This window comes from Streptomyces sp. NPDC005784 (genome assembly GCF_042871525.1).
Lineage (GTDB): Bacteria > Actinomycetota > Actinomycetes > Streptomycetales > Streptomycetaceae > Streptomyces.
Genome location: NZ_JBIAIQ010000002.1, coordinates 285,139 through 308,854, shown reverse-complemented (window position 1 = coordinate 308,854; position 23,716 = coordinate 285,139). Strand labels below are relative to the sequence as shown.

At 72.2% G+C, this 23,716-nt stretch carries 20 protein-coding genes and 2 pseudogenes; 8 read left to right on the top strand and 14 right to left on the bottom strand.

Annotation, left to right across the window (positions count from 1 at the left end; all coding sequences use genetic code 11):
- Positions 1-314: 314 nt before the first annotated feature.
- Positions 315-1,247, top strand: a complete 933-nt coding sequence (locus ACFYR3_RS04240; RefSeq protein WP_356783783.1) for a LysR family transcriptional regulator — start codon at positions 315-317, stop codon at positions 1,245-1,247.
- A 116-nt stretch (positions 1,248-1,363) separates the two neighbouring features.
- Positions 1,364-2,527 carry an NAD-dependent formate dehydrogenase gene (locus tag ACFYR3_RS04235; protein WP_355846591.1) on the top strand — a complete coding sequence of 388 codons (1,164 nt, stop codon included), beginning with the start codon at positions 1,364-1,366 and terminating at the stop codon, positions 2,525-2,527.
- A gap of 88 nt (positions 2,528-2,615) precedes the next feature.
- On the opposite strand, the gene ACFYR3_RS04230 is transcribed toward ACFYR3_RS04235, so the two are convergent.
- Both ACFYR3_RS04230 and ACFYR3_RS04225 read right to left on the bottom strand, forming a co-directional pair.
- Positions 2,616-3,011, bottom strand: coding sequence for a helix-turn-helix transcriptional regulator (locus ACFYR3_RS04230; protein WP_355846588.1), 396 nt, complete (start codon positions 3,009-3,011; stop codon positions 2,616-2,618).
- Positions 3,012-3,159: 148 nt separating this feature from the next.
- Positions 3,160-3,768, bottom strand: a complete 609-nt coding sequence (locus ACFYR3_RS04225; RefSeq protein WP_389281401.1) for a hypothetical protein — start codon at positions 3,766-3,768, stop codon at positions 3,160-3,162.
- Between the two features lie 163 nt (positions 3,769-3,931).
- Here ACFYR3_RS04225 and ACFYR3_RS04220 point away from each other — a divergent pair, with 163 nt between their 5' ends.
- Together ACFYR3_RS04220 and ACFYR3_RS04215 are read left to right on the top strand one after the other, a co-directional pair.
- On the top strand, positions 3,932-6,016 hold the full coding sequence (locus tag ACFYR3_RS04220) for a molybdopterin cofactor-binding domain-containing protein (protein ID WP_389281608.1): 2,085 nt from the start codon (positions 3,932-3,934) through the stop codon (positions 6,014-6,016).
- A gap of 113 nt (positions 6,017-6,129) precedes the next feature.
- The gene (locus ACFYR3_RS04215; protein ID WP_355846582.1) at positions 6,130-6,588 is read left to right on the top strand and encodes a (2Fe-2S)-binding protein; all 459 of its coding nucleotides are present in this window, start codon (positions 6,130-6,132) and stop codon (positions 6,586-6,588) included.
- 82 nt (positions 6,589-6,670) lie between these two features.
- Here ACFYR3_RS04215 and ACFYR3_RS04210 read toward each other — a convergent pair whose 3' ends face one another.
- The gene (locus ACFYR3_RS04210) at positions 6,671-7,648 is read right to left on the bottom strand and encodes a M20/M25/M40 family metallo-hydrolase (protein ID WP_389281606.1); all 978 of its coding nucleotides are present in this window, start codon (positions 7,646-7,648) and stop codon (positions 6,671-6,673) included.
- Positions 7,649-8,072: 424 nt separating this feature from the next.
- A complete protein-coding gene (locus ACFYR3_RS04205; RefSeq protein ID WP_389281604.1) occupies positions 8,073-9,494 on the bottom strand; it encodes a hypothetical protein in 1,422 nt (473 codons plus the stop codon).
- A 281-nt stretch (positions 9,495-9,775) separates the two neighbouring features.
- Between ACFYR3_RS04205 and ACFYR3_RS04200 the strand changes: the two genes are divergently transcribed.
- Positions 9,776-11,098, top strand: coding sequence for a molybdopterin-dependent oxidoreductase (locus ACFYR3_RS04200; RefSeq protein WP_389281399.1), 1,323 nt, complete (start codon positions 9,776-9,778; stop codon positions 11,096-11,098).
- Between the two features lie 421 nt (positions 11,099-11,519).
- Here ACFYR3_RS04200 and ACFYR3_RS04195 read toward each other — a convergent pair whose 3' ends face one another.
- The 3 genes and pseudogenes from ACFYR3_RS04195 to ACFYR3_RS04185 all read right to left on the bottom strand — a co-directional run.
- A complete protein-coding gene (locus tag ACFYR3_RS04195) occupies positions 11,520-12,479 on the bottom strand; it encodes a methyltransferase domain-containing protein (RefSeq protein WP_355846576.1) in 960 nt (319 codons plus the stop codon).
- A gap of 215 nt (positions 12,480-12,694) precedes the next feature.
- Positions 12,695-13,303: pseudogene (locus ACFYR3_RS04190) on the bottom strand (DUF2064 domain-containing protein); the annotation flags it as partial.
- Positions 13,304-13,500: 197 nt separating this feature from the next.
- A pseudogene (locus tag ACFYR3_RS04185) lies at positions 13,501-14,232 on the bottom strand (glycosyltransferase family 2 protein); the annotation flags it as partial.
- 376 nt (positions 14,233-14,608) lie between these two features.
- Here ACFYR3_RS04185 and ACFYR3_RS04180 point away from each other — a divergent pair.
- Positions 14,609-15,355 (top strand): response regulator, encoded by a 747-nt coding sequence (locus ACFYR3_RS04180; RefSeq protein WP_389281397.1) that lies wholly within the window; start codon positions 14,609-14,611, stop codon positions 15,353-15,355.
- A gap of 14 nt (positions 15,356-15,369) precedes the next feature.
- Positions 15,370-16,464 (top strand): sensor histidine kinase, encoded by a 1,095-nt coding sequence (locus tag ACFYR3_RS04175; RefSeq protein ID WP_389281602.1) that lies wholly within the window; start codon positions 15,370-15,372, stop codon positions 16,462-16,464.
- A 189-nt stretch (positions 16,465-16,653) separates the two neighbouring features.
- Here ACFYR3_RS04175 and ACFYR3_RS04170 read toward each other — a convergent pair whose 3' ends face one another.
- The 3 genes from ACFYR3_RS04170 to ACFYR3_RS04160 all read right to left on the bottom strand — a co-directional run bounded on the left by ACFYR3_RS04170 (position 16,654) and on the right by ACFYR3_RS04160 (position 18,880).
- Positions 16,654-17,649, bottom strand: coding sequence for an NAD-dependent epimerase/dehydratase family protein (locus tag ACFYR3_RS04170; RefSeq protein ID WP_389281395.1), 996 nt, complete (start codon positions 17,647-17,649; stop codon positions 16,654-16,656).
- Between the two features lie 167 nt (positions 17,650-17,816).
- On the bottom strand, positions 17,817-18,161 hold the full coding sequence (locus ACFYR3_RS04165) for a hypothetical protein (RefSeq protein WP_355846804.1): 345 nt from the start codon (positions 18,159-18,161) through the stop codon (positions 17,817-17,819).
- 374 nt (positions 18,162-18,535) lie between these two features.
- The gene (locus ACFYR3_RS04160) at positions 18,536-18,880 is read right to left on the bottom strand and encodes a MerR family transcriptional regulator (RefSeq protein WP_355846568.1); all 345 of its coding nucleotides are present in this window, start codon (positions 18,878-18,880) and stop codon (positions 18,536-18,538) included.
- Positions 18,881-19,332: 452 nt separating this feature from the next.
- Between ACFYR3_RS04160 and ACFYR3_RS04155 the strand changes: the two genes are divergently transcribed.
- Positions 19,333-19,707, top strand: a complete 375-nt coding sequence (locus ACFYR3_RS04155; protein WP_355846566.1) for a hypothetical protein — start codon at positions 19,333-19,335, stop codon at positions 19,705-19,707.
- 69 nt (positions 19,708-19,776) lie between these two features.
- On the opposite strand, the gene ACFYR3_RS04150 is transcribed toward ACFYR3_RS04155, so the two are convergent.
- The 4 genes from ACFYR3_RS04150 to ACFYR3_RS04135 all read right to left on the bottom strand — a co-directional run bounded on the left by ACFYR3_RS04150 (position 19,777) and on the right by ACFYR3_RS04135 (position 23,549).
- Positions 19,777-20,091, bottom strand: coding sequence for an SCO5918 family protein (locus tag ACFYR3_RS04150; protein WP_355846563.1), 315 nt, complete (start codon positions 20,089-20,091; stop codon positions 19,777-19,779).
- Positions 20,092-20,169: 78 nt separating this feature from the next.
- Positions 20,170-20,472: a hypothetical protein gene (locus ACFYR3_RS04145; protein ID WP_389281392.1), complete on the bottom strand. Its 303-nt coding sequence runs from the start codon at positions 20,470-20,472 to the stop codon at positions 20,170-20,172.
- Between the two features lie 646 nt (positions 20,473-21,118).
- A complete protein-coding gene (locus tag ACFYR3_RS04140) occupies positions 21,119-22,618 on the bottom strand; it encodes a DEAD/DEAH box helicase (RefSeq protein WP_355846557.1) in 1,500 nt (499 codons plus the stop codon).
- 727 nt (positions 22,619-23,345) lie between these two features.
- Complete coding sequence (locus ACFYR3_RS04135; protein ID WP_030224351.1) at positions 23,346-23,549, bottom strand: cold-shock protein; 204 nt, start codon at positions 23,547-23,549, stop codon at positions 23,346-23,348.
- Between the last annotated feature and the right edge of the window lie 167 nt (positions 23,550-23,716).

Here is a 23,716-nt window from a genome sequence, read left to right as displayed (position 1 = left end):
GGGAGCGCGAGCCTGGCGGCGCGGGGAGTGAGCCGCCGGTCGGGGTCGTGCGTCGCCCGTCGTGGTCGTGAGGCGCGGTCGGGGGCGGGAGTCCGGCCGCCGGGGTCCGGCGCCCGGCGCGGGGCGGGGCGGGGTGGATCGGGGCCCGTGACCGGGTGGTCGGGAGCGCGAGCCTGGCGGCGCGGGGAGTGAGCCGCCGGTCGGGGTCGCGCGTCGCCCGTCGTGGTCGTGAGGCGCGGTCGGGAGTCCGTTCGCCTGGGGCGTGACAGGTCGTCCCGTGTCTGGGAGCCTGGCCCGCCTACGGGAGGTGGCGCGTGCTGCTGCGTCAGCTGGAGTATCTGGTCGCGCTCGCCCGGGAGCGGCACTTCGCGCGGGCGGCGGCGGCCTGCTTCGTGTCGCAGCCGTCGCTGTCCGCCGCGATCCGCCGGCTCGAACACGAGCTGGACGTGCCGATCGTGCGCCGCGGCCGACGGTACGAGGGGCTGACCCCGGAGGGCGAGGTCGTACTGGCCTGGGCGCACCGGATCCTCGCCGAGCGGGACGCCCTGCGCCAGGAGCTGTCGGCGCTGCGCGGCGGCCTGACCGGCACCCTGCGCCTCGGCATCGTGCCCACCGCGCTGCCCGCCGCGTCCCTGCTCACCACCCCGTTCTGCGAGCGCCACACGCGGGCCCGGGTCAGCCTGGAGTCGCTGTCGTCGGCGCAGATCACGCACGGGCTCGCCGAGTTCGAGCTGGACGCGGCGATGACGTATCTCGACGACGACGACCTGCGTCACGTACGCCGCTTCCCGCTGTACGAGGAGCGATATGTGCTGCTCACCCCGGTGGACGGTCCGCTGGCCACCGCGGCGACCGCCCGCTGGTCGCAGGCGGCCGGTCTCCCCCTGTGCCTGCTGAGCCCGCGGATGCGCAACCGCCGGATCATCGACGAGTACTTCGCCGCGGACGGCGCGCGGGCGGCTCCGGCGATCGAGTCGGACACCGTCGCCGGGCTGTACGCGCAGCTCCCCGGAGGCCGTTGGTCGAGCGTGATCTCGCACGCCTGGCTGCACATGTTCGGGGTGCCGCAGGGGATGCGGGTGGTGCCACTGGAGGGTCCCGCGCACGGGCCGCGGGTCGGCATCGTGGTCGCGCGGCACGAGCCCGAATCGGTGCTGGCGCAGGCGCTGTTGAAGGTGGCCCGGGAGGCGGGGGTGCGCGACGCGCTGGACTCGCTGCTGAAGGCGCATCTGGGGGAGGCGGGTTGAGGCGGGTTCATAGCCCGCGGCTATCAGCGCATAGCAACGTTCGCTTTGACCAGCGCATTTGGCTCCGAGGATGGTGAAAGCACCTTACGGACAACGGAGTTGAGGAGAGCCGCGACATGGCCAAGGTGCTCTGCGTGTTGTACGACGATCCGGCCGACGGATACCCGACGACGTACGCCAGGGACGACCTCCCCGTCATCGACCACTACCCCGGCGGCCAGACCGCGCCCACCCCCAAGGGAACGGACTTCACCCCCGGGCGGCTGCTCGGCAGCGTGACCGGGGAACTCGGGCTGCGCCGCTTCCTGGAGGAGCGCGGTCACACCCTGGTCGTCACCTCCGACAAGGACGGCACCGGATCGGTCTTCGACCGGGAGCTGACCGACGCGGACGTCGTCATCTCGCAGCCGTTCTGGCCCGCGTACCTCACCCCTGAGCGCATCGCGGCCGCCAAGAACCTGAAGCTGGCGGTCACGGCCGGTATCGGCTCCGACCACGTCGACCTCGACGCGGCCATCGCGCACGGGGTGACGGTCGCCGAGGTGACGTACTGCAACAGCATCAGCGTCGCCGAACACGTGGTGATGATGACGCTCTCGCTCGTCCGCAACTACCTGCCCGCGCACCAGGTGGTGCTCGACGGCGGCTGGGACATCGCGGACTGCGTGGCCCGTTCGTACGACCTGGAGGGCATGCACGTCGGTACGGTCGCCGCCGGACGGATCGGGCTCGCGGTGCTGCGGCGGCTCGCGCCCTTCGACGTGAAGCTCCACTACACGGACCGCCACCGGCTGCCCGAGGCCGTCGAGCGGGAGCTCGGGCTCACCTTCCATCCGACCACGGCCGACATGGCCCCGCACTGCGACGTCGTCACCATCAACGCGCCGCTGCACCCGGAGACCGAGGGAATGTTCGGCGACGGGCTGCTGGCCACGATGAAGCGCGGGGCGTATCTCATCAACACGGCACGGGCTCGGATCGTGGACCGGGACGCGATCGAACGAGCGCTGGTCAGCGGGCAGTTGGCCGGGTACGCGGGCGATGTCTGGTATCCGCAGCCGGCGCCCGCCGACCACCCCTGGCGCACCATGCCGCACCACGGGATGACCCCGCACATCTCGGGTTCCTCGCTCTCCGCGCAGGCCCGCTACGCGGCGGGCACCCGGGAGATCCTGGAGTGCTTCCTGGACGGCACCCCGATCCGCGACGAGTACCTGATCGTCGACGGGGGCGCGCTGGCCGGGACGGGAGCCCACTCGTACTCGACGACGGTGTCCTGAACACGGCGGCGGTCCGTCGTGATCGGCCACGGTGTCCTGAACCGGTGGTCGCCCGTACTCGACGACGGTCTTCCGAACCGGCGGCCGCTCAGGCGCGGTCGATGTGCACGTTGGTCGACTTGACCCGGGCGGTGGCCTCCACGCCGACCTCCAGGCCCAGTTCCTCGACGGCCTCCCGGGTCAGCAGGGAGACCAGCCGGTGCGGTCCCGCCTGGATCTCCACCTGGGCCGCGACATCGCCGAGTTTGACGGCGGTGACGATGCCGGGGAAGGCGTTGCGGACGGACGTGTAGGAGGTGACGCCCTCCTCACCACCGGTGCCGGCCAGCTCCACCGAGAACGCGGCGAGATCGCGCCCCTCGATGAGGCGCCGTCCGCTCTCGTCCCGATGCGTGGTCACCCGCCCGGCGTCCGCCCAGCGCCGGGCGGTGTCGGGGCTCACCCCGAGGAGCCGGGCGGCCTGGCCGATCGTGTAGGACTGCATACGCGCGACGATAGGCAGGCGGTCCTCGCAGCTGCAAGCCGAACCCCGGGAGGGGCGCGAGCTGTTCTGAACAGGGCGGCAGCCGTTCCGGACAGGGCGGCAGCCGTTCCGGACAGGGCGAAGGGCCCTGCCCGGCACGTCGCTGCCGTCAGTCGAGCCTCGGCACTCCCGAGTGCTCCACCTTGATGTGCCTCGCCCAGAACTTCCCGAAGGCCTTCTTGATGACGGGCTCGGCCTTCGCCGGGCGGTCGACGCCGAAGATCACACAGCCGTTGACGTCGGGGCCCACCGTGTACAGCTTGAACCGGCCGTCCCAGCGGTCCATGTCGTGGCCGACCCGGTCGACCAGGGCGTAGGTCTGCCGCCGGGTGACGTCCGTGTCGTGGATCCGCACCTTCACCCCCTTGATCGCGTGGCCGCAGATGTCCGCGTCGAATGCCTTGGACGCCTTGGACGCCTTGGACGGGATGCGGTACACGTTCACGGCGTTCCCGCGCTCGTCGACCGACACGCCGGTGAAGACGCTCTTGTAGCGTGTCGTGCCCCTCTTGTCGGCGTAGATCGTCACCCGGAGCGGGAAGGACTCCCTGCCGGGCAGGCTGTGCGCCGGCCGGGTGCCGACGCACCCGGTCGTGTGCTCCGCGACGGGTGTCCGATCGCTTCCCGCGTCGGCGCTCGACCCCTGAACCGTGACGAGTGCCACGGCAGTTGCCGCCACGACGCCGCCGCTTGCCCTGATCCTGTTTCGCTTGTTCATGTGGTGCTCCCCGTCCGCCATCCGGTCGGTACGGGGACGCCGCAGACGCCGCATCCGTTCAGCGGGAACCGCACGGCCGGTCCGCCCCTCCTATCAGTCGTAAGCCCCCGGGTGGCTCGGAGAGGAGCCTTCGTTGGCCCGTCAGCTGTCCCGCCGCAGATTCATCGTCACCACGCTGGCGGCGTCCACCTTGACCGTCGCCGCGCCGCTCGGCTGCGACGCCTCCCCCGCGGAGGGTGCCGAGCCCGCCGCGGGACCCTCCGACGTGCTGGTGACCGGCACCGACGACGAGATGCTGGTCCTGGAGGTCACCGCGGCCAACAAGGTCGTCGTCCGGCTGCCGAGGGTTGAGGTCGGCCAGGGCATCACCACCGCGGTCGCCATGATGATCGCCGAGGAGCTGGACGCCCGGCTCGCCGACGTCGAGATCCCGCTCGCCGAGGCCCGGAGGAGCGGCAACCAGTTCACCGGCGGCTCGAACTCGGTCGGTTCGCTGTACGGGCCCGCCCGCGCGCTGGCCGCCACCGCGCGCGCCAAGCTGGTGACCGCCGCCTCCCGGCGCTGGCACCTGCCCCCCAAGACGCTGCGCACGCGGGACACCATGGTCGTCGCGCCCGACGGCCGTACCGCCACGTTCGGATCGCTGACCGCGGCAGCCGCCCGGATCCACCGGCCCGCCGTGTCCACCGACCCCAAGCCGGCCTCCCGGCACCGGGTGATCGGGCGGCCGACCTCCCGCATCGACGCGCGGGACATCGTCACCGGCAGGGCGAAGTACACCGGCGACCTGGCGGTGGCCGGGGCGAAGCCGACCGTGGTGGCCCGGCCGCCGACGCTCGGCGGGAAGGTCCGCTCGCTCGACGACCGGGTGGCCCGCGCGCTGCCCGGCGTCCACGCCGTCGTCAGGATCGAGGGAGGGGTCGCGGTCGTGGCGGACACCTTCCACCACGCCTTCAAGGCCCGGGACGCCCTGCGGATCACCTGGTCGCCGGGCCCGCTCGCGGCCCTGTCCGACGCGGCGGTACGAGCCCGGCTGCGGGCCGCGGTCCCGCCGCTCGGCACTCCGCTGCTCGGCACCCTGCAGGTGGGCGGCGAGTTCGAGTTCGCGTTCGTCGGGCACGCCCCGATGGAGGTGCTGACCGCGGTCGCGGACGTACGGGCGCACAGTGCCGAGATCTGGTTCTCCTCCCAGACGCCGATGGACGCGCGCGCCACGATCGCCTCGGTGACCGGGCTGCCCGCCTCGAAGGTCCGGGTCCATGTCCTGCGCGGCGGAGGGTCGTTCGGGCGCCGGCTCACCTACGACGCCGCCGTCGAGGCGGCCCTCGTCTCCAAGGCGGCCCGCCGTCCGGTGAAGCTGATGTGGAGCCGTAACGACGACATGCGGCACGGCCGGATGCGCCCGGCCAGCCACCATCGCATCCGGGCCAGCCACACGGGCGGCCGGGTGGTGGCGTTCACCCACATGACGGCGTCGGTGAGCGAGTCGTACGAGAAGCCGGGCGTCACCGCGCAGGGCGGTGTCACCACCACGGGCGCCCGGGCCGGCGGACCGCTGCCCAGCGACAGCGGGCTCTACAACTTCGGCCGCGTGTCCGGCGATTCGGGATCGGTGGGCCTCGCCATGCCGCTGGGCGCCTGGCGTTCCGTGGACTCCGGGACCGTGCGCACCGCGGAGGAGATCGTCGTCGACGACATCGCCCGGAGCCTCGGCCGGGACCCGGTGGCGTTCCGGCGGACCACACTGCGCGGCAAGGCGGTCAGGGCCGTGCTCGACCGGGCGGCGGAGGCCGGACACTGGGGCCGGACCATGCCGGACGGGCACGCGCAGGGCGTGGCCGTGCACGAGGAGTACGGCTCCTGCGTGGCCTGCCTGGTCGAGATCGACGCCGTCGACCCGAAGAATCCGCGGGTCACCAAGGTCGTGATGGCCGCCGACGTCGGAACGGCCGTCAACCCGCGCGGACTCGAGGCCCAGCTCATGGGCACCGCGATCGACGGAATCTCCACGGTGCTCACGGCCGGCCTGCACCTCGACGCGGGCGCCGTCCGCGAGGGCAGCTTCGCCGACTTCCGCTGGGCCCGTCAGCGGCACGCCCCGCTGCACTTCGAGGCGCACATCATGCCCTCCGGAGGAGACCCCGGAGGGGCCGGTGAACTCGGTGTCCCGGCGGCGGCCGGCGCGGTGGCCAACGCCTACGCCCGTGCGACGGGGATCCGCCCCCGCCGCTTCCCGATCAACTTCTGACAACTTCCGAGATCTCGTTCCGACCCCTTCCGACCCCTTCCGAGAATCTGTCCGATCCCCTTCCGAGACCCGTTAGAGGTGCAGGTACCGATGCCGCTCCGGAGAGAGTGCTGATGCCGTCCTACTCCTTCGTCCTCAACGGCAAGCAGGTCACCGTGGAGGCACCGGCGGACATGCCCCTGCTGTGGGTGCTGCGCGATCTGCTGGACGTGACCGGGCCCAAGTACGGCTGCGGTGTCGGTGTCTGCCGGGCCTGCACCAGCCATCTGGACGGGGCGGAGATCCAGCCCTGTGTCGTCCCGGTCGCGGACTGCGTGAACCGCGAGGTCACCACCATCGAGGGCCTCGCCGACGGCGACACCCTGCACCCCGTCCAGCAGGCCTGGCTCGACTGCGACGTCTCCCAGTGCGGCTTCTGCCAGCCGGGCCAGATCATGGCCGCCGCGGCCCTGCTCGAGAGGACGTCGGACCCCACGGACGCGGACATCGACCGCATCGAGAACGTGTGCCGCTGCGGCACGTACTTCCGTATCCGCGAGGCGATCAAAAAGGCTTCCGCGCAAGGCGGTTGAGGGAGTCGCGCGCAGGACGGAAGGGCGGGATCCCGGCCGTACGGCGACGGCCGCGATCCCGTGGGGAGGGGTCGTGCCGGGATCAGCGGCCGCGGCCCCCCGCCGCCGCGTAGGCGCGCAGGAAGAGCGCCTCGACCTGCGCCATGTGCTCGATCTCGGAGGGGTCGACGCTCTCGTTGGGCGCGTGGATGAGGCAGCGGGGTTCCTCCACACCCATGAGGATGATCTCGGCGCGGGGATAGGTCTCGGCGAGGACGTTGCACAGCGGGATGGAGCCGCCCTGGCCGAGGAAGGCCATGGGTTTGCCGTAGACCTCGTTCATGGCGCGGCCGAGCGCGGTGTAGGCGGGGCCGTCGGTGGCCGCCCGGAAGGGGGCGCCGGTGCTCTCGTCCTCGACGCTGACCCGGGATCCCCAGGGCGCGGCCTCGGTGAGGTGCCGGGTGAGGGCCGCGCGGGCCGCCACCGGGTTCGTGCCGGGCGGGACGCGCAGGCTCACCCGGGCCCGTGCGGTGGGCGGTACCGCGGCGGCGGAGCCGACCACCGGAGGGCAGTCGATGCCGAGGACGGTGACGGCGGGGCGGGCCCACAGCCGGTCGGCGACCGTGCCGGTGCCGGTGAGACGGACTCCGTCCAGCACTCCGGCGTCCGCGCGGAACTGCGCCTCGTCGTAGCCGACCCCCTCCCAACCGCCTTCACAGTCAAGGTCGTTGATACGGGTCGCGCCGGTGGCCGGGTCGCGCAGGGTGGCGAGCATCTGGATCAGCGCGGCGAGCGCATCCGGGGCGGGGCCGCCGAACATGCCCGAGTGCACCTCTCCGGCGAGCGTTTCGACGGTGACGACGACGTTGACGAGGCCGCGCAGGGTGACGGTGGCGGTGCCCGTGCCGACCTCCGCGTTGCCGGTGTCGCACACCAGGACCGCGTCGGCGAGGAACTGCTCCGTGTGCTGGGACACGTAACTCTCCAGACCGCCCGTGCCCTGTTCCTCCGACCCCTCGGCGACGAACTTCAGGCCGACCGGGATGTCGTCGCCGAGCGCCCGCAGGGCGGTCAGGTGCATCACGATGTTGCCCTTGCAGTCCGCGGTGCCGCGCCCGTGGCGCGTCCGCGGGCATGTCCATCGAGCTCATCGGACCCCCTCCCTGCTTCATGGGTCGTAAGCGATGGGGCCAGCCTCCGTGCGGGTGACCGGCGGCGCGCGGCGGGTGACCCGTCCGGGTGAGCCTCGGCCCTCACGGGCCCGCGGCCCTTCTCACCCGTCCGGGTGGACACCGGTCTTCGTCGGTTCCAGCTCCTCCTCGCCCGTTCGGGCGGACACCGGTTGCCGCCCGGTCCGGGGCCCGCCTCACCCGTTCGGGTGGGCAGCGGCATCTTCGGCGGCGCGTCCACGGCGGGCACGGCCACGGCCACGGGCGACTTCGTCGATGTGGCCTGACGATCCGCCCTCGGGCCGGTCCCGGAGCATCCGGAGCCGGCCCGGACGATCACCAGCCCGTCAGCAGAAGGTGGTTGAGGAGAAGGGCCAGGGCGGCCTGGGCGATGAGCCAGGCGCGGGGCCGGGGGAGGAACGCCCCCGCCGGGAGCATCCACATCACGAACGGCAGCCAGATGCGTTCGGTCTCCGCCTTGCTCATGCCGGAGAGATCGGCGACGAGGAGGGCGAGCAGCGCCCCGATGACGAGGACGGCGAGCCGCGGGGATTCCTCCGGGGCCGGGGTCGGTGGCCCGGGTGCGGGAGGCCGGTCCTCCGGTGCGGGTGCGGGTGCGGTCCGGAGCTGTAGCGGCGCCGCTCCGATCCGTACGACCGCCGCCCCCGCCCTGCGCAGACCCGCCACGGTCGCCGGTCCCGCGATCAGCACCGTGCAGGCGAGATTCGCCCAGATCCAGTAGCCGTACGGCCGGATGCCACCCGCCCCTTCGTAGTAGCGGACTACCAACAGGCGGTACGCCTCGAACCAGTTGAAGCCGAGCAGGGTGAACACCATTGGTACGACGCTGAGTCCGGCCAGGGCGTACGGGACCGGGCGGAGCCTGGAGCGGTGCCCGAGCAGTAGGACGGCACAGGCGATCACGCAGATCAGGGTCAGCCCGTACGAGAGATACGCGGTGAGGCCGAGGAGGAGACCGGAGGCGAGGCCGGTCGTCCGCGGCCGGTGTCCCGTGACCGCGAGGGCGAGCAGGGCGAGGGCCCAGGCGGCGACGGCCGCGAAGTAGCCGTCCGCCGAGGTGCCCATCCACACGGCCGCGGGGGCGAGGGCGAGGAAGGGCGCGGCGCGCCGCGCGAGAGCCTCCCCGGCCAGGACGCGCACGGTGACGAGCACCGCCACCCCGGCCGTCGCGCCGACCGTGATGCACCAGACGCCCGCCCAGGCTCCGCCGCCCAGCCCGATCCGGTCGAGGAGGACGAAGGTGAGGGTGGCCGCGGGCGGATGTCCGGCGATGTGCGCGGGCCAGTGGTCGGGGGAGTGCAGCAGGATGTGGTGGGTGAAGTCCCGCAGGGCGGCCGGGATGTCGTGGAAGCGGTCGACCGGCGAGATGACCTGGAGATATTCGTACCGTGTGGTGAGGCGCCGGGCCACGCCCCGCTCCCAGCCGTCGATCAGTGCGAGGGAGAACGTCCACACCGTCGTCGTGCCCCACACGGCGAGGAGCAGCCACCGCCAGGGCAGTCGGGCGGCGAGGAGAGGTCCGTACGCCACGACCGCGACGGCCACGGCGATCGCGGCTGCGGTGCCGGGGCCGGCATGCGGCCCCCAGCGCCCGTACAGCGGCGCGGCGCTGACGAACAGCGTGCCGTCGCGGTGCTCGATGACATAGCCGACGACCACCGCCGTCAGGACGAGCAGCGCGGCGGCCACGGCGGCGGCCAGGTCACGGACGACGGCCCGGGGCCGGTCGCTCAGCAGCGCGCGGGAGAGGTCGGGGAGCCGGGCCCGGGACAGGGCCCGGTCCCAAGCCCGGGACAGGATCTGTGACAGGCCCCGGGGAAGTGGCAGGGGAGGAGCCGGGGGGAGAGCCCGGGAAGGGTCGTCGGGGCGGTCGCGAGGCAGATCGCGCGGGAGATCGCGGTTCACCCCTGCACGCTAGGCCGGGAGGCTCCGACCAACGGGGCCACAGAGGTGGACGTCAGAGTTTCGTCATGGTTTGAGAACCCGTTCGGGGGGTGCCCCCGGCCTACGGTCGGGGCATGCCACGGTCTCCCTCGTCACCCGCGTTCTGGCGCAGCCCGCTGCGCGGTCCCTGGTTCACCTCCGTGCTCGGCGTGGTGCTGCTCGTCGGGATCACGGTGCTGTTCGTGACCGGGCTCCTGTCGTACGCGGCCTACAACCCGAACCTCTCGCCGGTGAACGACAAGACCCCCGACAAGGGGATCCTCGGGTTCTACCTCTTCTCCTGGCCGACCGGTCCGGTCTGGCTGTACCGCCTCACCCAGGGCGTCCACGTCACGCTCGGCATCGCGCTGATCCCCGTCCTGCTGGCGAAACTGTGGTCGGTCGTACCGAAACTGTTCGCGCTGCCGCCGGCCCGCTCGCTCGCCCACGCCCTGGAGCGGCTCTCGCTGCTGCTGCTGGTCGGGGGCGCGCTCTTCGAGTTCACCACCGGCGTGCTGAACATCCAGCTCGACTACGTCTTCCCCGGCTCCTTCTACACGCTGCACTTCTACGGAGCCTGGGTGTTCATCGCGGCGTTCGTGACGCACGCGGTACTGCGGGTGCCGACGGCTCTCCGCAACCTGCGTCACATCCGCGGTCCCGGTCCCGGTCTCAGTCCTCGTCCGGGGCCGGGGCCGGCGGGCGCATCGGCGGATCGGGCGAGCGGCCTGCCCGGGGCGGGTGAACCGGCGCGGCCAGAGGACGAGTTGGTGTCCCCGGACCCGCTGCCTCCCACGGTCTCGCGGCGCGGGGCCCTCGGATTCGTCGGAGGCGGGTCCGTGCTCCTGGTCGCCACCTCGGCGGGCCACGGCTTCGACGGGCCGCTGCGCGCCACGGCGCTGCTGGCCCCGCACGGCGGCGCGGAACCGGGCTCCGGACCAGGCGGCTTCCAGATCAACAAGACGGCCGCGTCACGCGGCATCACCGCCACGGAGACCAGCGAAGAGGCCTGGCGCCTGGTCGTCACGGGGAAGGGCCGGACGGTCCGGCTGAGCCGCACCGAACTCCAGGCACTCCCCCTGTTCAGCGCCGCGTTGCCCATCGCCTGCGTCGAGGGCTGGTCGACATCGGACCAGTGGTGGCGGGGCGTGCGGCTCCGGGACCTGGCGGGGCTCGTCGGCTACGAGAGGGACGCGGCCCCCGACGTACTCGTGGAGTCCTTGCAGCGGCACGGGGCGTTCCGGGTGGCCGCCCTGCGGGACAACCAGGTGCGTGATCCGCGTTCCCTGCTCGCGCTGTTCGTGAACGGCGAGGCCCTGACCCCCGATCACGGCTACCCGGCGCGGGTCATCGTTCCGGCCGCGCCCGGTGTGCTGAACACCAAATGGGTGGCCCGGATGACGTTCGGAGACCTGTGATGCGACGTTTTGACCTGCGGCGACTTGAGCTGCGGCGCCTTGACCCGCGGCGACTTGGGCTGCGACGACGGCTTCAGGCGCTGCGCCCGGCGACGCGCCCGCGCCCGCGCATCGGCCGGGACCTGATCGGCAGCCCCTTCCAAATCCTCCTGCTGGCCTGCTCGTTCGCGCTCGCCGCCTACGCGGGGGTGCGGCTGCTCGCGGCAGACTGGTCCCGGGTGGCACTCTGGTTCGTGGGCGCTGCGGTGCTGCACGACCTGGTGCTGGTGCCGTTGTACGCCTGTGCGGACCGGGCTGTCTCGGAGGCGCTGGACGCGACCGGCCACCGGGACCGGACGATGTACGTCCGTGTTCCGGCGGCCCTCTCCGGTCTGCTGCTGCTGGTGTGGTTCCCGCTGATCAGCGGGCAGGTCGCCGACCGCTACCGGTCGGCGACCGCCCTGCCGGCCGACGACTTCCTGGCCCACTGGCTGCTGATCACGGCGGTGCTGTTCGCGGGTTCCGCGCTGCTGCTCGTCCTGCGGTCCCTCCGGGCGTCCCGCCGCGGCCCGTTGCGCAGGGCCACGAAGGAACGTCCGCCCGCCGACCACTGAGCGTCGGCGTGCCATCCCCCTCGCGCCGCGTGCCGGAGCAGGGCCGGGGTGCCGAGCCGGGCCCACGGGAAGGCGCCCCGGTGGCCCGACGCGCCCTGGTCACCGCCCTCGTCGTCGCTCCCGCCCTCGCCCCCGGTCTCGGACGCACTGTCGTCCGCGGTGTCGTCGTCGGTGTGCGCGGCGCGGACGATGCGGACGTCGACGCGTTCGTCGACGTCCGCGCCCGCCACGGTCTCGGCGATCAGCAGGCCACCGGGGGCGAGAAGCTCGGCCGTGCGACGCAGGAGGGCGGCCGGGTCGCCGCCGATGCCGATGTTGCCGTCGACGAGCAGGGCGGTGCCCCAGCGGCCCTCGCCGGGCAGCGGCTCGAAGACGGACCGGTGCAGCGCCTGCCCGCCGAGTCGTACCGTGCGGGCGACGGCGGCCTCGCTGACGTCGATGCCGAGTGCGGGGCGTCCCCGCGCCGCGAGTTCCGCGACCAGTCGGCCCGGCCCGCACCCCACGTCGAGCACGGCGCCCTCGCAGTACGCCAGTACCTGCAGGTCCACCGCGTCGGCGCGGGCGCACCAGCGTTCCACCTCCAGGGGGAGCAGCCAGCCGTCCGTCCGCCGCAGGAACAGCGGCCCCCGACCGGCGCCCAGCGCGTCGGCATAGGGATCGGCGGCCCAGGACCGCGCGGCCCGCCCGGCCAGGGCTCCTCTTCCGGTCCCGCTCCCGGTCTCCGCGACGGGCACGGCGCTCCGTGCCGCGCTCACACCCCGCGAGGTCGTCCCGCGTGCGCCGCTCATCGTGCGGCACCCCGCCGCCCGGCGACCGGGCCGGTGTCCCCGCCGGTGCCGATTCCGGCCGGGATTCCGGCGGCTTGCACGGCCTTGAGTCCGGCGATGAATCCCGAGGCCTGGTCGGCCGTTGCTCCCGAGGTCTGTCCGGGGATCGGCTCCGGGACAGGCCCGGTCGTGCCGCCCACGGACGGTCGGGGACCTTGTCCGGCGACCGGTGCGGCCACCGCGCCGAGCCGGGCCAGCTCCGCCGCGAAGACCCCTTCGGGCGCGGCCGTCGCGACCGCCGTCGCGTCCGCGGCCGTGTCGACGTCCCGCAGGCGGGGCAGATCCCGTACTCGCAGCCCGGCCCCGACGAGACGTTCCCGCTGCGCGGCACCCGTCGTGTGCGTCGACATCGGTACCCCCCGCAGGAGCTCCGGGTCGGGTTCGGCGAGGCCCAGTGCCCAGAAGCCGCCGTCCTCGGCCGGCCCGAAGTACGCGTCGCAGTCCGCGAAGTCCACCGTGAGCAGGGCGGGCGTCACCTGGGGCGTGTCCATGCCGATGAGCAGCGCGGGCCCGTCGCAGCCCGCGAACGCCGCGGCCAGCCGCTCGTCCAGAGTGCCGGCGCACTGTCGTACGACGTCGAAGCCGGCCGGAAGCCAGGGGCCGGGCGTCCCTTCGAGCACGAGGACCCGGCGCCGCGCGGGCGTCGCCGCCACCGCGCGCAGGGTGTCCACGAGGGCCGCCTCGGCGAGCGTCGCCGCTTCCCGGGGAGTGAACGGCGGTGTGAGCCGGGTCTTCACCCGTCCAGGACGCGGTTCCTTGGCGATGACGAGCAGGGTGACGCTCACTGGACGGTTCCTCCTCGGGACGGCGCGAGGGCCGACGTCGGTGCCGGTGCCGGTGCCGGGACCTGAACTCCGGCCTGGGCTCCGGCCTGGGCTCCGGCCTGAACTCCGGCCTGAACTCCGGCCTGGGCTCCGGTCCGGGGCGCCGTCTGGGTCCGGGCTCCGGGCTGGGCCGCCGTCTGTGCTTCGGCTGGGGAGTGGGCCCCGCCGGGGGACGGGGTCAGGGCGGGAATCCGGACGGGCGTGGGGGGTTCGGCCAGTACGCGGCGCATGTCCCGTACCGCCTGCCAGGTGCCGCGCCACGTGCCGGTGACCTTGGAGACACCGGTGCGGGCCAGATACGGCACGTCGTGCTCGGCGACGCGCCAGCCGGCATCGGCGGCGCGGACGACCATCTGGAGCGGATAGCCGCTGCGCCGGTCGGTGAGCCCGAGTCCGAGCAGCGCCTCGCGGCGGGCCGCGCGCAGCGGACCGAGGTCGTGCAGCCGCAGGCCGGTGCGGCGCCGGAGCATCCGAGCCAGCGCGATGTTGCCCGCACGGGCGTGCGCGGGCCAGGCGCCGCGCTCCTGCGGGCGGCGCCGGCCGAGCACGAGGTCGGCCTCGCCGGCCCGGACCTCGGCGACGAACGGCAGGAGCAGGGCCGGGTCGAGGGAACCGTCGCAGTCGCAGAAGCAGACGATGTCCGCGGTGGCGGCGGTGAGCCCGGCGTGGCAGGCGGCGCCGAACCCGCGGCGCTCCTCGCGTACGACGGTGGCGCCGAGCGCGCGGGCCAGTTCCGCGGAACCGTCGGTGGAACCGTTGTCCACGACCAGCGCGCGCCAGCCGGGCGGGATCCGGGAGAGCACCCAGGGCAGGGCGCCGGCCTCGTTCAGACAGGGAAGGACCAGGTCGACGTCCGGGTCCGGTACGGGAAAGGTCGTCACGGGTTTCACCTTACGAACGCGAAAGGGATATACCGGACTTCATGTCCTTACGAAACTCGGACGTCGGTCTCGACGAGCCACACCGGACCGGACCGGGTGGGACGCTGGATTCATGCATCAACCGCACGAATCCCCAGGTGCCGGACCTGCCCCGAGCGTGAACGGGGGGCCGGGACCGGTCGCGAGCCCTCACCCGGGGACTGCTCCGAATACTCACCCGGGGACTGCTCCGAATACTCATCAGGGGATTGCTCCGAACACCCGCGCGGGGACTGCCCCGAACACCCGCCAGGGGATTGCTCCGAACGCCCACCCGGGGCCCGCCGCGAGTCCTCTCGGAGAGACCGCCGAGCCCCCTTGCACGGCGACCACCCGGGTCCTGGTCGTGGACGACGACCCGACCGTGGCCGAGGTCGTCTCCGGGTACCTCGACCGCGCCGGGTACCTCGTGGACCGCGCCGCGGACGGCCCCGCCGCGCTCGCCCGGGCCGCCGCGCACCGGCCCGACCTGGTGGTGCTCGACCTGATGCTGCCGGGCATGGACGGCCTGGAGGTGTGCCGCCGACTGCGCGCCCAGGGGCCCGTGCCGGTCATCATGCTCACCGCACGCGGCGACGAGGACGACCGGATCCTCGGCCTGGAGGTCGGGGCCGACGACTACGTCACCAAGCCGTTCAGCCCGCGGGAACTGGTCCTGCGGGTCGAGTCCGTCCTGCGCAGGACCCGTCCGGTGGCCACCGCGCGCCCGCTGCGCGCCGCCGGTCTCACCATCGACCCGTCGGCCCGGCGGGTCACCAAGAACGGCACCGAACTCGCCCTCACCCTGCGCGAGTTCGACCTCCTGGCTTTCTTCCTCCGGCACCCCGGCCGGGCGTACGCCCGCGAGGACCTGATGCGCGAGGTGTGGGGCTGGGACTTCGGCGACCTGTCGACGGTCACCGTCCACGTACGCCGGCTGCGTGGCAAGGTCGAGGACGATCCCGCACGCCCCCGCCTGATCCAGACGGTGTGGGGCGTGGGCTACCGCTTCGACGACACGGAAGCGGCGGCCCGGCCCGCCGACGCCGGACGGACCCACCCCACGCCCGAGGAAGCACCTGAGGAAGCACCCGAGGAAGAGGCCCGCTCGTGAACGACATACTCGTCATGGCCCTGTTCGCCTTCCTGGGTGCCGCAGCGGCCGGCCTGCTCGGGGCGGGCGCGCTCCGGCTGCTCAGGAGCCGCTCGCTCACCGCGTCCGTCGCGGTCGTCGCCGCCGTGGCCGTCTGCGCGATGCTCGCGGGAACGCTGGCGGTGGCCTGGGCGATGTTCCTCTCCCCGCACGACCTGAGCGTGGTCACGACGGTCGTCGCCATGGCGGCCGTCGTCTCCCTGGCCACCGCGCTCCTGCTGGGCCGCTGGGTCGTGGCCCGCAGTCGGGCGCTGACCCTCGCCGCCCGCTCCTTCGGCGACGGCGGCGACTTCGCGGCCCCCGAGGGCCCGGCGACCGCCGAACTCTCCGCCCTCAGCCGCGAGTTGGCTGCCACCAGCCGCAAGCTGGCCGAGTCCCGCGACCGCGAACGCGCCCTGGAGACCTCGCGCCGCGAGCTCGTCGCCTGGATCTCGCACGACCTGCGCACCCCGCTCGCCGGGCTGCGCGCGATGTCCGAGGCGCTGGAGGACGGTGTGGCGGCGGACCCGAACCGCTATCTGCGCCAGATCCGTACGGAGGTCGAACGCCTCAACGACATGGTCGGCGACCTCTTCGAACTCTCCCGGATCCACGCGGGCGCCCTCGCCCTGTCCCCCTCCCGCATCTCGGTGTACGACCTCGTCGGTGACGCCCTCGCGGGAGCGGATCCGCTGGCCCGCGAGCACGGCGTGCGTCTGGTCGGGAACCGCATCGAGCAGGTGCCGGTCGAGGTGGACGGCAAGGAGATGAGCCGCGTGCTCGGCAATCTCCTCGTCAACGCGATCCGCCGTACGCCCGCCGACGGCACGGTCGCGGTCGCCGCCGAACGCTCGGACGTGGGCGTCGTCCTGTCCGTCACCGACGGCTGCGGAGGCATTCCCGAGGAGGACCTCCCGCGCGTCTTCGACACCGGCTGGCGCGGCACCCACGCCCGTACACCACCCGCCGGCGCGGGCCTCGGCCTCGCCATCGTCCGCGGCATCGTCGAGGCCCACCGGGGCATGGCCGCCGTCCACAACGTCCCCGGCGGCTGCCGCTTCGAGGTCACCCTCCCGATGGCCGGGGCGTGAAGGACGCCCCGGTCTTTCGGCCGGGGCGTTCGTTCCCTGAGATTCCGGCCGGGGCGTCCGCCACCAAGGGGCCTGGCAGGGGATTCGCTCCCGGAAGTCCCGCTCCCGGAAGTCCTACTCCCGGAAGTCCCGCTCCCGGAAGTCCTACTCCCGGAAGTCCCGCTCCCGGAAGTCCCGCTCCCGGAAGTCCTAGTCCCCGCGCAGTGGCGCCGTCGCGAACTCCCGCATTCCCTCGGTGAATCCGATCTCCGCCTTCCACCCCAGCTCGGCGCGCAGCCGGGCCGAGTCCGCGGTGATGTGCCGTACGTCCCCGAGCCGGTACTCCCCGGTGACGACCGGCTCGGGCCCGCCGTAGGCGTCCGCCAGGGCCCGCGCCATCTCTCCGACCGTACGGGGCTCACCGCTGCCGGTGTTGTAGACAGTGAGGGCGCCGTCCCGCGAACTCGCCTCCAGGGCGGCCACGTTGGCGGCGGCCACATCTCCCACGTGGACGAAGTCCCGCCGCTGTCCGCCGTCCTCGAAGACCCGCGGGGCCTCACCGCGGGCGAGCGCGGACCGGAAGAAGGAGGCGACGCCCGCGTACGGGGTGTCGCGGGGCATCCCGGGGCCGTAGACGTTGTGATAGCGCAGCGACACCGCCACGCCGTCCGTCGAGCGCGCCCAGGCCGCCGCGAGATGCTCCTGGGCCAGCTTGGTCGTCGCGTACACATTGCGCGGGTCTACGGGCGCGTCCTCGCCCACCAGACCCGGCGTCAGTTCCTCACCGCAGCGCGGGCACCGCGGCTCGAAGTGCCCCGCGTCCAGATCGGCGACGGCCCGCGGCCCCGGCCGCACCACCCCGTGCCACTCGCACGCGTACCGCCCCTCCCCGTACACGACCATCGACCCGGCGAGCACGAGCCGCCGTACCCCCGCGTCCGCCATCCCGGCGAGCAGGACGGCCGTACCGAGGTCGTTGCGCGACACGTATTCGACCGCGTCGCCGAACCCGACGCCGAGGCCCACCATCGCGGCCTGATGGCACACCGCGTCCATGCCGTTCAGCGCTTCGGCGACGGCCTCGGCGTCCCGCACGTCGTGTCCGTCCCGAAGGTCGAACACAGTCGCCTCGTGGCCCCGCGCGCGCAGCGCCGCGACGACCCGACCTCCGATGAACCCGGCCCCGCCGGTAACCAGTACACGCATGACACGAACGCTAGAACGGCCACCCCGTCCGTCGGCATCACCACGCCCACCACGTCACCGCTCCGTAAGACCTGGGTCGACGGCAGGACCTGGGACGACGGCAGGACCTGGGACGACGGCGCCTCCGGCGTCGGCCGGGTTCCGGCTCGGGGCGTGGCGGCGCGGGCTCACATGCGGAGCAGCCGTTGGGTGATCTCGCGGTACTGCCGCAGCGCGTGCCGGAGTTCGTCGGACTGGGTCTCGGGGTCCTGGCCGTGCCAGCCCTCGTGGAGGGTGCGCCGCCGTTCCGTGAGCGCGCTCATGAGGTGGGCCGCGGCCTCGTCGAACGCGGTCTCGGCCTCCTCCAGCGCCTCACGCGGGCTGTGCGCGAAGGTGTTGAGGGCGTGGTGGAGCCGCTGGGTGAGTTCGGCCCGCTCGTCCGCCCCGAGCAGTGGCTCCGGGCCGGGCGTGCGACGCCCGGCGGAACCGGGTTGCCTGTCCGGGGGCTGCTGGGCGCGTGTCTGGTCGTACATCATCGTGGGCCACTTCCTGTACGTCGTACCGGCGGGGCGCGTAGAGAGATCGGGTGGCGACGATCATGTCGCAACGATCGTGTCGTGCCGATCTGGTGTGACGTCGTGTCGTGACGGTCGTGTCGTGACGATCGGGTGGTGACGGTCGGATCGGGCGTTCCGGAAGGGGCGTCACTGCGGTGATCACGGCCGCCACGGTCACCCGAGAGGCATGGGTCGCACACCGGGCTGTCAGTCAACGCCGGGCGACCCCGGGTGTCAACGCGATCCTGTTCCCGGTCGCGGACGCACTCGACCCGTGGGTATCGATCGGGGGGGTCGACCGGGGTGTGGATTCAGCGCGGGCGCGTGGGTCGGCCCGCCCGCGGACGCGGTCAGCCGGCGCTGGATCCCTCCGGTGCCGTCTGCGCGGCGCGCCGGTACTCGGCGTTGATGCGCTGAGCTTCTTCGAGCTGGTCCTCAAGGATGACGATGCGACAAGCGGCCTCGATCGGGGTTCCCCGGTCGACGAGTTCCCGCGCGCGGGCGGCGATCCTCAGCTGATAGCGGGAGTAGCGGCGGTGGCCGCCCTCCGAGCGGAGCGGAGTGATCAGGCGTGCCTCACCGATGGCTCGGAGGAAGCCCGCTGTGGTGCCGAGCATCTCGGCGGCCCTGCCCATCGTGTACGCGGGGTAGTCGTCGTCGTCGAGACGACCACTGAGTGGAGTGTCCGCTGTCATTTCACCTCGTTGTGGCACGCGTCGAGGGGCCCCGCTGCCGTACGGCACCAGGGCCCCGAAGGAAATTGAACACCATCTGCCGGCTCTACTGCGGAGCCGACCGTCTGTTTCCGCTACCGGGCCCGAGCGAGGGGCGGGTGAGCGGGGATCGTGTGGGCGTGACCGGGAACCACCGTCCATTCCGGGTTCTTGCGGTACCCGGACCGGGATGCTCTCGGCCGGGCGATCCTGATGGCGTCTTCCTCCTCCGTTCTTCCGCTGAGTCCCTCACTGGCCGGACCGGAAGCGAACTCCCGCGGCCCGACGAGGTCTGTACAAGAAACCCTAGTCACGCCACCGCCCGATGTCTACCGTGACAAAGACAGATTTTGAGGTGCTAGGGGCCCAGATATTCTGCGGCACGCAGCGACCAACCCGGCGACCGGCGGGACCGCTGAATAGAATGGACTTCCATGTCGAACCCTGACGAGCTCCTCGTTGACATCTCCGCCATGGTGGAGTCCGGGCACAGCACGCAGATGTCGTTGACCGTGGTCGTCGGCGGTGCCGTCATCACCGGTCGGCTGGCCCCGGAGGCCGTGTGGCGGGAGCGGGTGTCGGAGGTCCTGAAGGACTCGGACCGTCTCGGCCCGTTCTCCGACATCTTCGCCCCCGACCGGAGGGCGGCCCGGAGTGAGCGCGCCGGGGAGCCGACCCATCTGCACTTCCATCTCGCCCGCATCCTTCAGGGCAGCGTCGGGATTCCCGACACCGGCGGGATGTACCGCGTCGCGATCGAGGACGTCGGCGCCTGGACCGTGGGCGACTTCAGCTACTCCGACCAGTGAAACGCGATGAGGGCCCCGCCGACCGTGTCGGCGGGGCCCTCATGGCTGTGCTGTTATCGGCGGAGCTCCTCAGAGCTCGAGCGGGTCGGGGCTGCCGAGCAGAGCCGAGGCGTTCTGGAGCGGGCTGAGGACGGGCGGGGGCGTGGCCACCTCAGGGGTACGGCAGGTGAAGCCGAGACGGGCCATGGCCCGGGTCACTTCGCCGCCCGTGAAGTCGCGGCGGTCCTGGCGGGTGATGACCTCGCCCACCTGCTTGACGGGGTAGTGGCAGCGGCCGATGATCACGGACTCACCCGTGATCGGCTCGGGCTTGATCCCCTTCATCGACTCCAGCACACCACTCTTGGTGAGATCGAACGGGAAGCGGGCGATGACACAGCGCATGATGCCTCACAGATAGCGGGAAAAAGGGGCCCGAGCGGCGAGCCGGGCCGAGCGGACCGGCCGGGGACGGCGGGACGCTCAGTTGAAGAGGGCGAGAGCGCCCGGGGTGCGGCGGGGGTCGAGGACGTCACGTACGCGGACCCGATCCGTGTACGCGGAGCCGTCGCGGACGACCAGGAGCTGGGCCTCGGTGACCGAGCCCGTGCACTGGTCGTCCGCGTCGCAGACGAGGAGGAACCCGACGCGGGCGCCCGCCATGACGGACAGCGCCACCTCGACGGTCATGTCGCCCCGCACCCGCAGCCCGGAGGAGTGCCTCAGGTCGGCCACGACGGCCAGGGCGGGTCCGGCGGAATGCGGCTGCATCTGAACGAGCGCCAAAGGAGGCCTCCTGCGGGGTGAGTGCGGGGGTGAGCGTGGCGAACGGTGAAGAGTGACTGGCGTCAGTATCCGCTGGTGGCCAGTGAACGACGGCTGGTCACCAGCAGATGCTGACGGGCGACTGGTGAACGGCGGCCAGCAGTCGGTTGCCGTTAACCGGTTAACGGCGACCTGCGACCGGCCAACGGCAACCAGCTAACGGCGACCTTCGACCGGGTAACAACAAGGGGTTGACGGTGACCTTCGACCTGCGACCGGCAACCGCCACGGCGAACGGTGACCGTGACCTGCGACCGGCAACCGCCACGGCGAATGGTGACCGTGACCTGCGACCGGCAACAAGCGACCGGCAACCAGCAACATGTCACCGCGACCGGCAACATGTCACCGCGACCGGCAAGCGGCGACTGGCGACCAGCGACCGGTGACCGGTCGCCGGTGATCAAGTCACCGGCGACCAGCGTGTTGCGGTCCTGAGCCGTCAGCCGTCAGCCGTCAGGTCTCAGGTCTCAGGTCTCAGCCAACGGATGTCGGCTCAGCCGTCTGCTGACAGGCGTCGGGTCTCGGCTGTCGGGCGCCTGACGCCAGGCCCCTGACGTCGGCCGTCGCGCGTCAGCGGTCAGGCGTCGTGCGTCAGCCTGGACTACTACTGCTGGGCCGGGCGATGCGTCGTCGTGCCGGCGGAGCGGCCCTGGCCGGGACGGCCACGCCGGCCCCGGGAGGAGCCCGAGGCGCTGCGGCGGGGACGCTCCGTCACCGGCGCGCGGATGACGACCGGCACGCCCGAAGGCGCCTGGGCGCCGGTGATGCGAGTCAACTCCGCTTCCCCTGAACGCACTTGGCTGGTCTGCGGGGTGATGCCGGCGGCGACCATCAACCGGCTCATCTCGCGACGCTGGTTGGGCATCACCAGGGTCACCACGCTGCCGGACTCGCCGGCACGGGCCGTACGGCCGCCGCGGTGCAGGTAGTCCTTGGGGTCGGTCGGGGGATCGACGTTGACCACGAGGTCCAGCTGGTCGACATGGATGCCGCGTGCCGCGACATTGGTCGCCACCAGGACCGTCACGTGCCCCGTCTTGAACTGGGCCAGGGTCCGCGTGCGCTGCGGCTGGGACTTGCCGCCGTGCAGGGCCGCGGCGCGGACGCCGCTGCTCAGCAGGTGATCGGTCAGCCGGTCCACCGCGTGCTTGGTGTCCAGGAACATGATCACCCGGCCTTCGCGCGCCGCGATCTCGGTGGTCGTCCGGCTCTTGTCCGAGGCCTGCACGTGGAGGACGTGGTGCTCCATCGTCGTGACAGCGCCCGCGGACGGGTCGACGGAATGGACCACCGGGTCGGAGAGGTAGCGGCGGACCAGGAGATCGACGTTGCGGTCCAGGGTGGCGGAGAAGAGCATCCGCTGCCCTTCCGGACGCACCTGGTCGAGCAGCGCCGTGACCTGCGGCATGAAGCCCATGTCGGCCATCTGGTCGGCCTCGTCCAGGACGGTGATGGCGACCTGGTTCAGTCGGCAGTCGCCTCGCTCGATGAGGTCCTTGAGCCTGCCCGGCGTCGCGACGACGACCTCGGCCCCGCCGCGCAGGGCGCCGGCCTGGCGGCCGATCGACATCCCGCCGACGACGGTGGCCATCCGCAGGCGCAGGGAACGGGCGTACGGGGTGAGCGCGTCGGTGACCTGCTGGGCCAGCTCCCGGGTGGGCACGAGGACCAGGGCCAGCGGCTGCCTGGGCTCGGCGCGCTGACCGGCGGTACGGGCCAGCAGCGCGAGGCCGAAGGCCAGGGTCTTGCCCGAGCCGGTGCGGCCGCGGCCGAGTACGTCACGGCCCGCGAGGGAGTTCGGCAGGGTCGCGCCCTGGATCGGGAACGGGACGCTGACGCCCTCGTGGCCGAGCGCCGCGAGCAACTGCTCCGGCAGGGCGAGGTCGGCGAACGCCTCCACGGGCGGCAGAGCGGGCGTGATCGTCACCGGCACCGCGAACTCTCCCTGCGGAGAGGACTGTTGGCGTCCGTAGCCCTTCGACCGGCTGGGGGCGCCGGAACGGCCCGAGGACGGCGCTCCGAATCGGCTGCCGCCACTCCTCTTGGAGCCGGCGCCCTCTGTGCGGGTGCGGGAGTAGCGATCGTTGGTGCGCGTGCGGTTCATGCGGAACCTTCCTTGATCGGGCGCGTATCAAGGAATTCCCGCAGCGAATGAGCAGCGCAGAGAATCGCGAGAACGAGCCGAATTAAATTCAGCACCGAATCGGATCGGTGAGAACTCTCACGGGATGTGCTGCCGAACGGGCGGCGCGATCCCGGAAAAAGATGAATGAAGATGGTGAAGAGGGTGAAGCGGAATGGATGGGAATGAAGGAAAGCGAAGGGAAGCGAAGAGAAACGAACGGGAAGCGACCTGGAGGCATCGGACGACGTGCGACAGAACACAGGAGCGGACCGGACGTGACCTTACGCGGACCATACGTCGTCCTTACGTGGCCCCTACGCAGACCCGGAGCGAGCCGGGAACGGGAACAGACCGACGTAGACCAGGAGCAGACGAGGAGCGGACCAGGTGGACCAGGTGTGGCCCGGGTGCGAGATCGGCGGCAGAGGTCAGGAAAAGGGCCGAAAGGTCCGGGCGCGGGCGCCGCTCCGAAGCGTTCGCTTCCCGAGCGGCGGGTGGAGCTTCCCGTATCGGGGGAGCTTCCCGTACCGAGGGCCGTGGACCCGGGCGGGCGGGCCGCCGTGGACCCTGATCCGATCCTGAACTCCCGGAAGCGCGGTCGCGGGTCGAACCCACCGCGGACCGCCGGGGCGTCTGCGCCGAAAACGCGGCGAGCTGGGGCCCGCACCCCAAGGTGCGGGCCCCAGCTGCGCCGTGCATGCGGGTGTCAGGCGGGAACGATGTTCTCCGCCGTCGGGCCCTTCTGGCCCTGCGCGATGTCGAAGGACACCTTCTGGCCTTCCTGGAGCTCACGGAAGCCCTGCGCGGCGATGTTCGAGTAGTGGGCGAAGACGTCCGCGCCGCCGCCGTCCTGCTCGATGAAGCCGAAGCCCTTTTCAGCGTTGAACCACTTCACGGTGCCAGTAGCCATGTCAATTCTCCTTTGGGACGGTGCTCGGAGTCCGCACAGTGCCGACTCCGTGTCGCCGTGATGATTACCCCGCCGGAAATGACCGGATACAAAAGAACTCCACCCTGCAAGAACAGGGTGGATGCTCACAAGTTTTTGGGAACCACAACTGCAACTGCTATCGACAG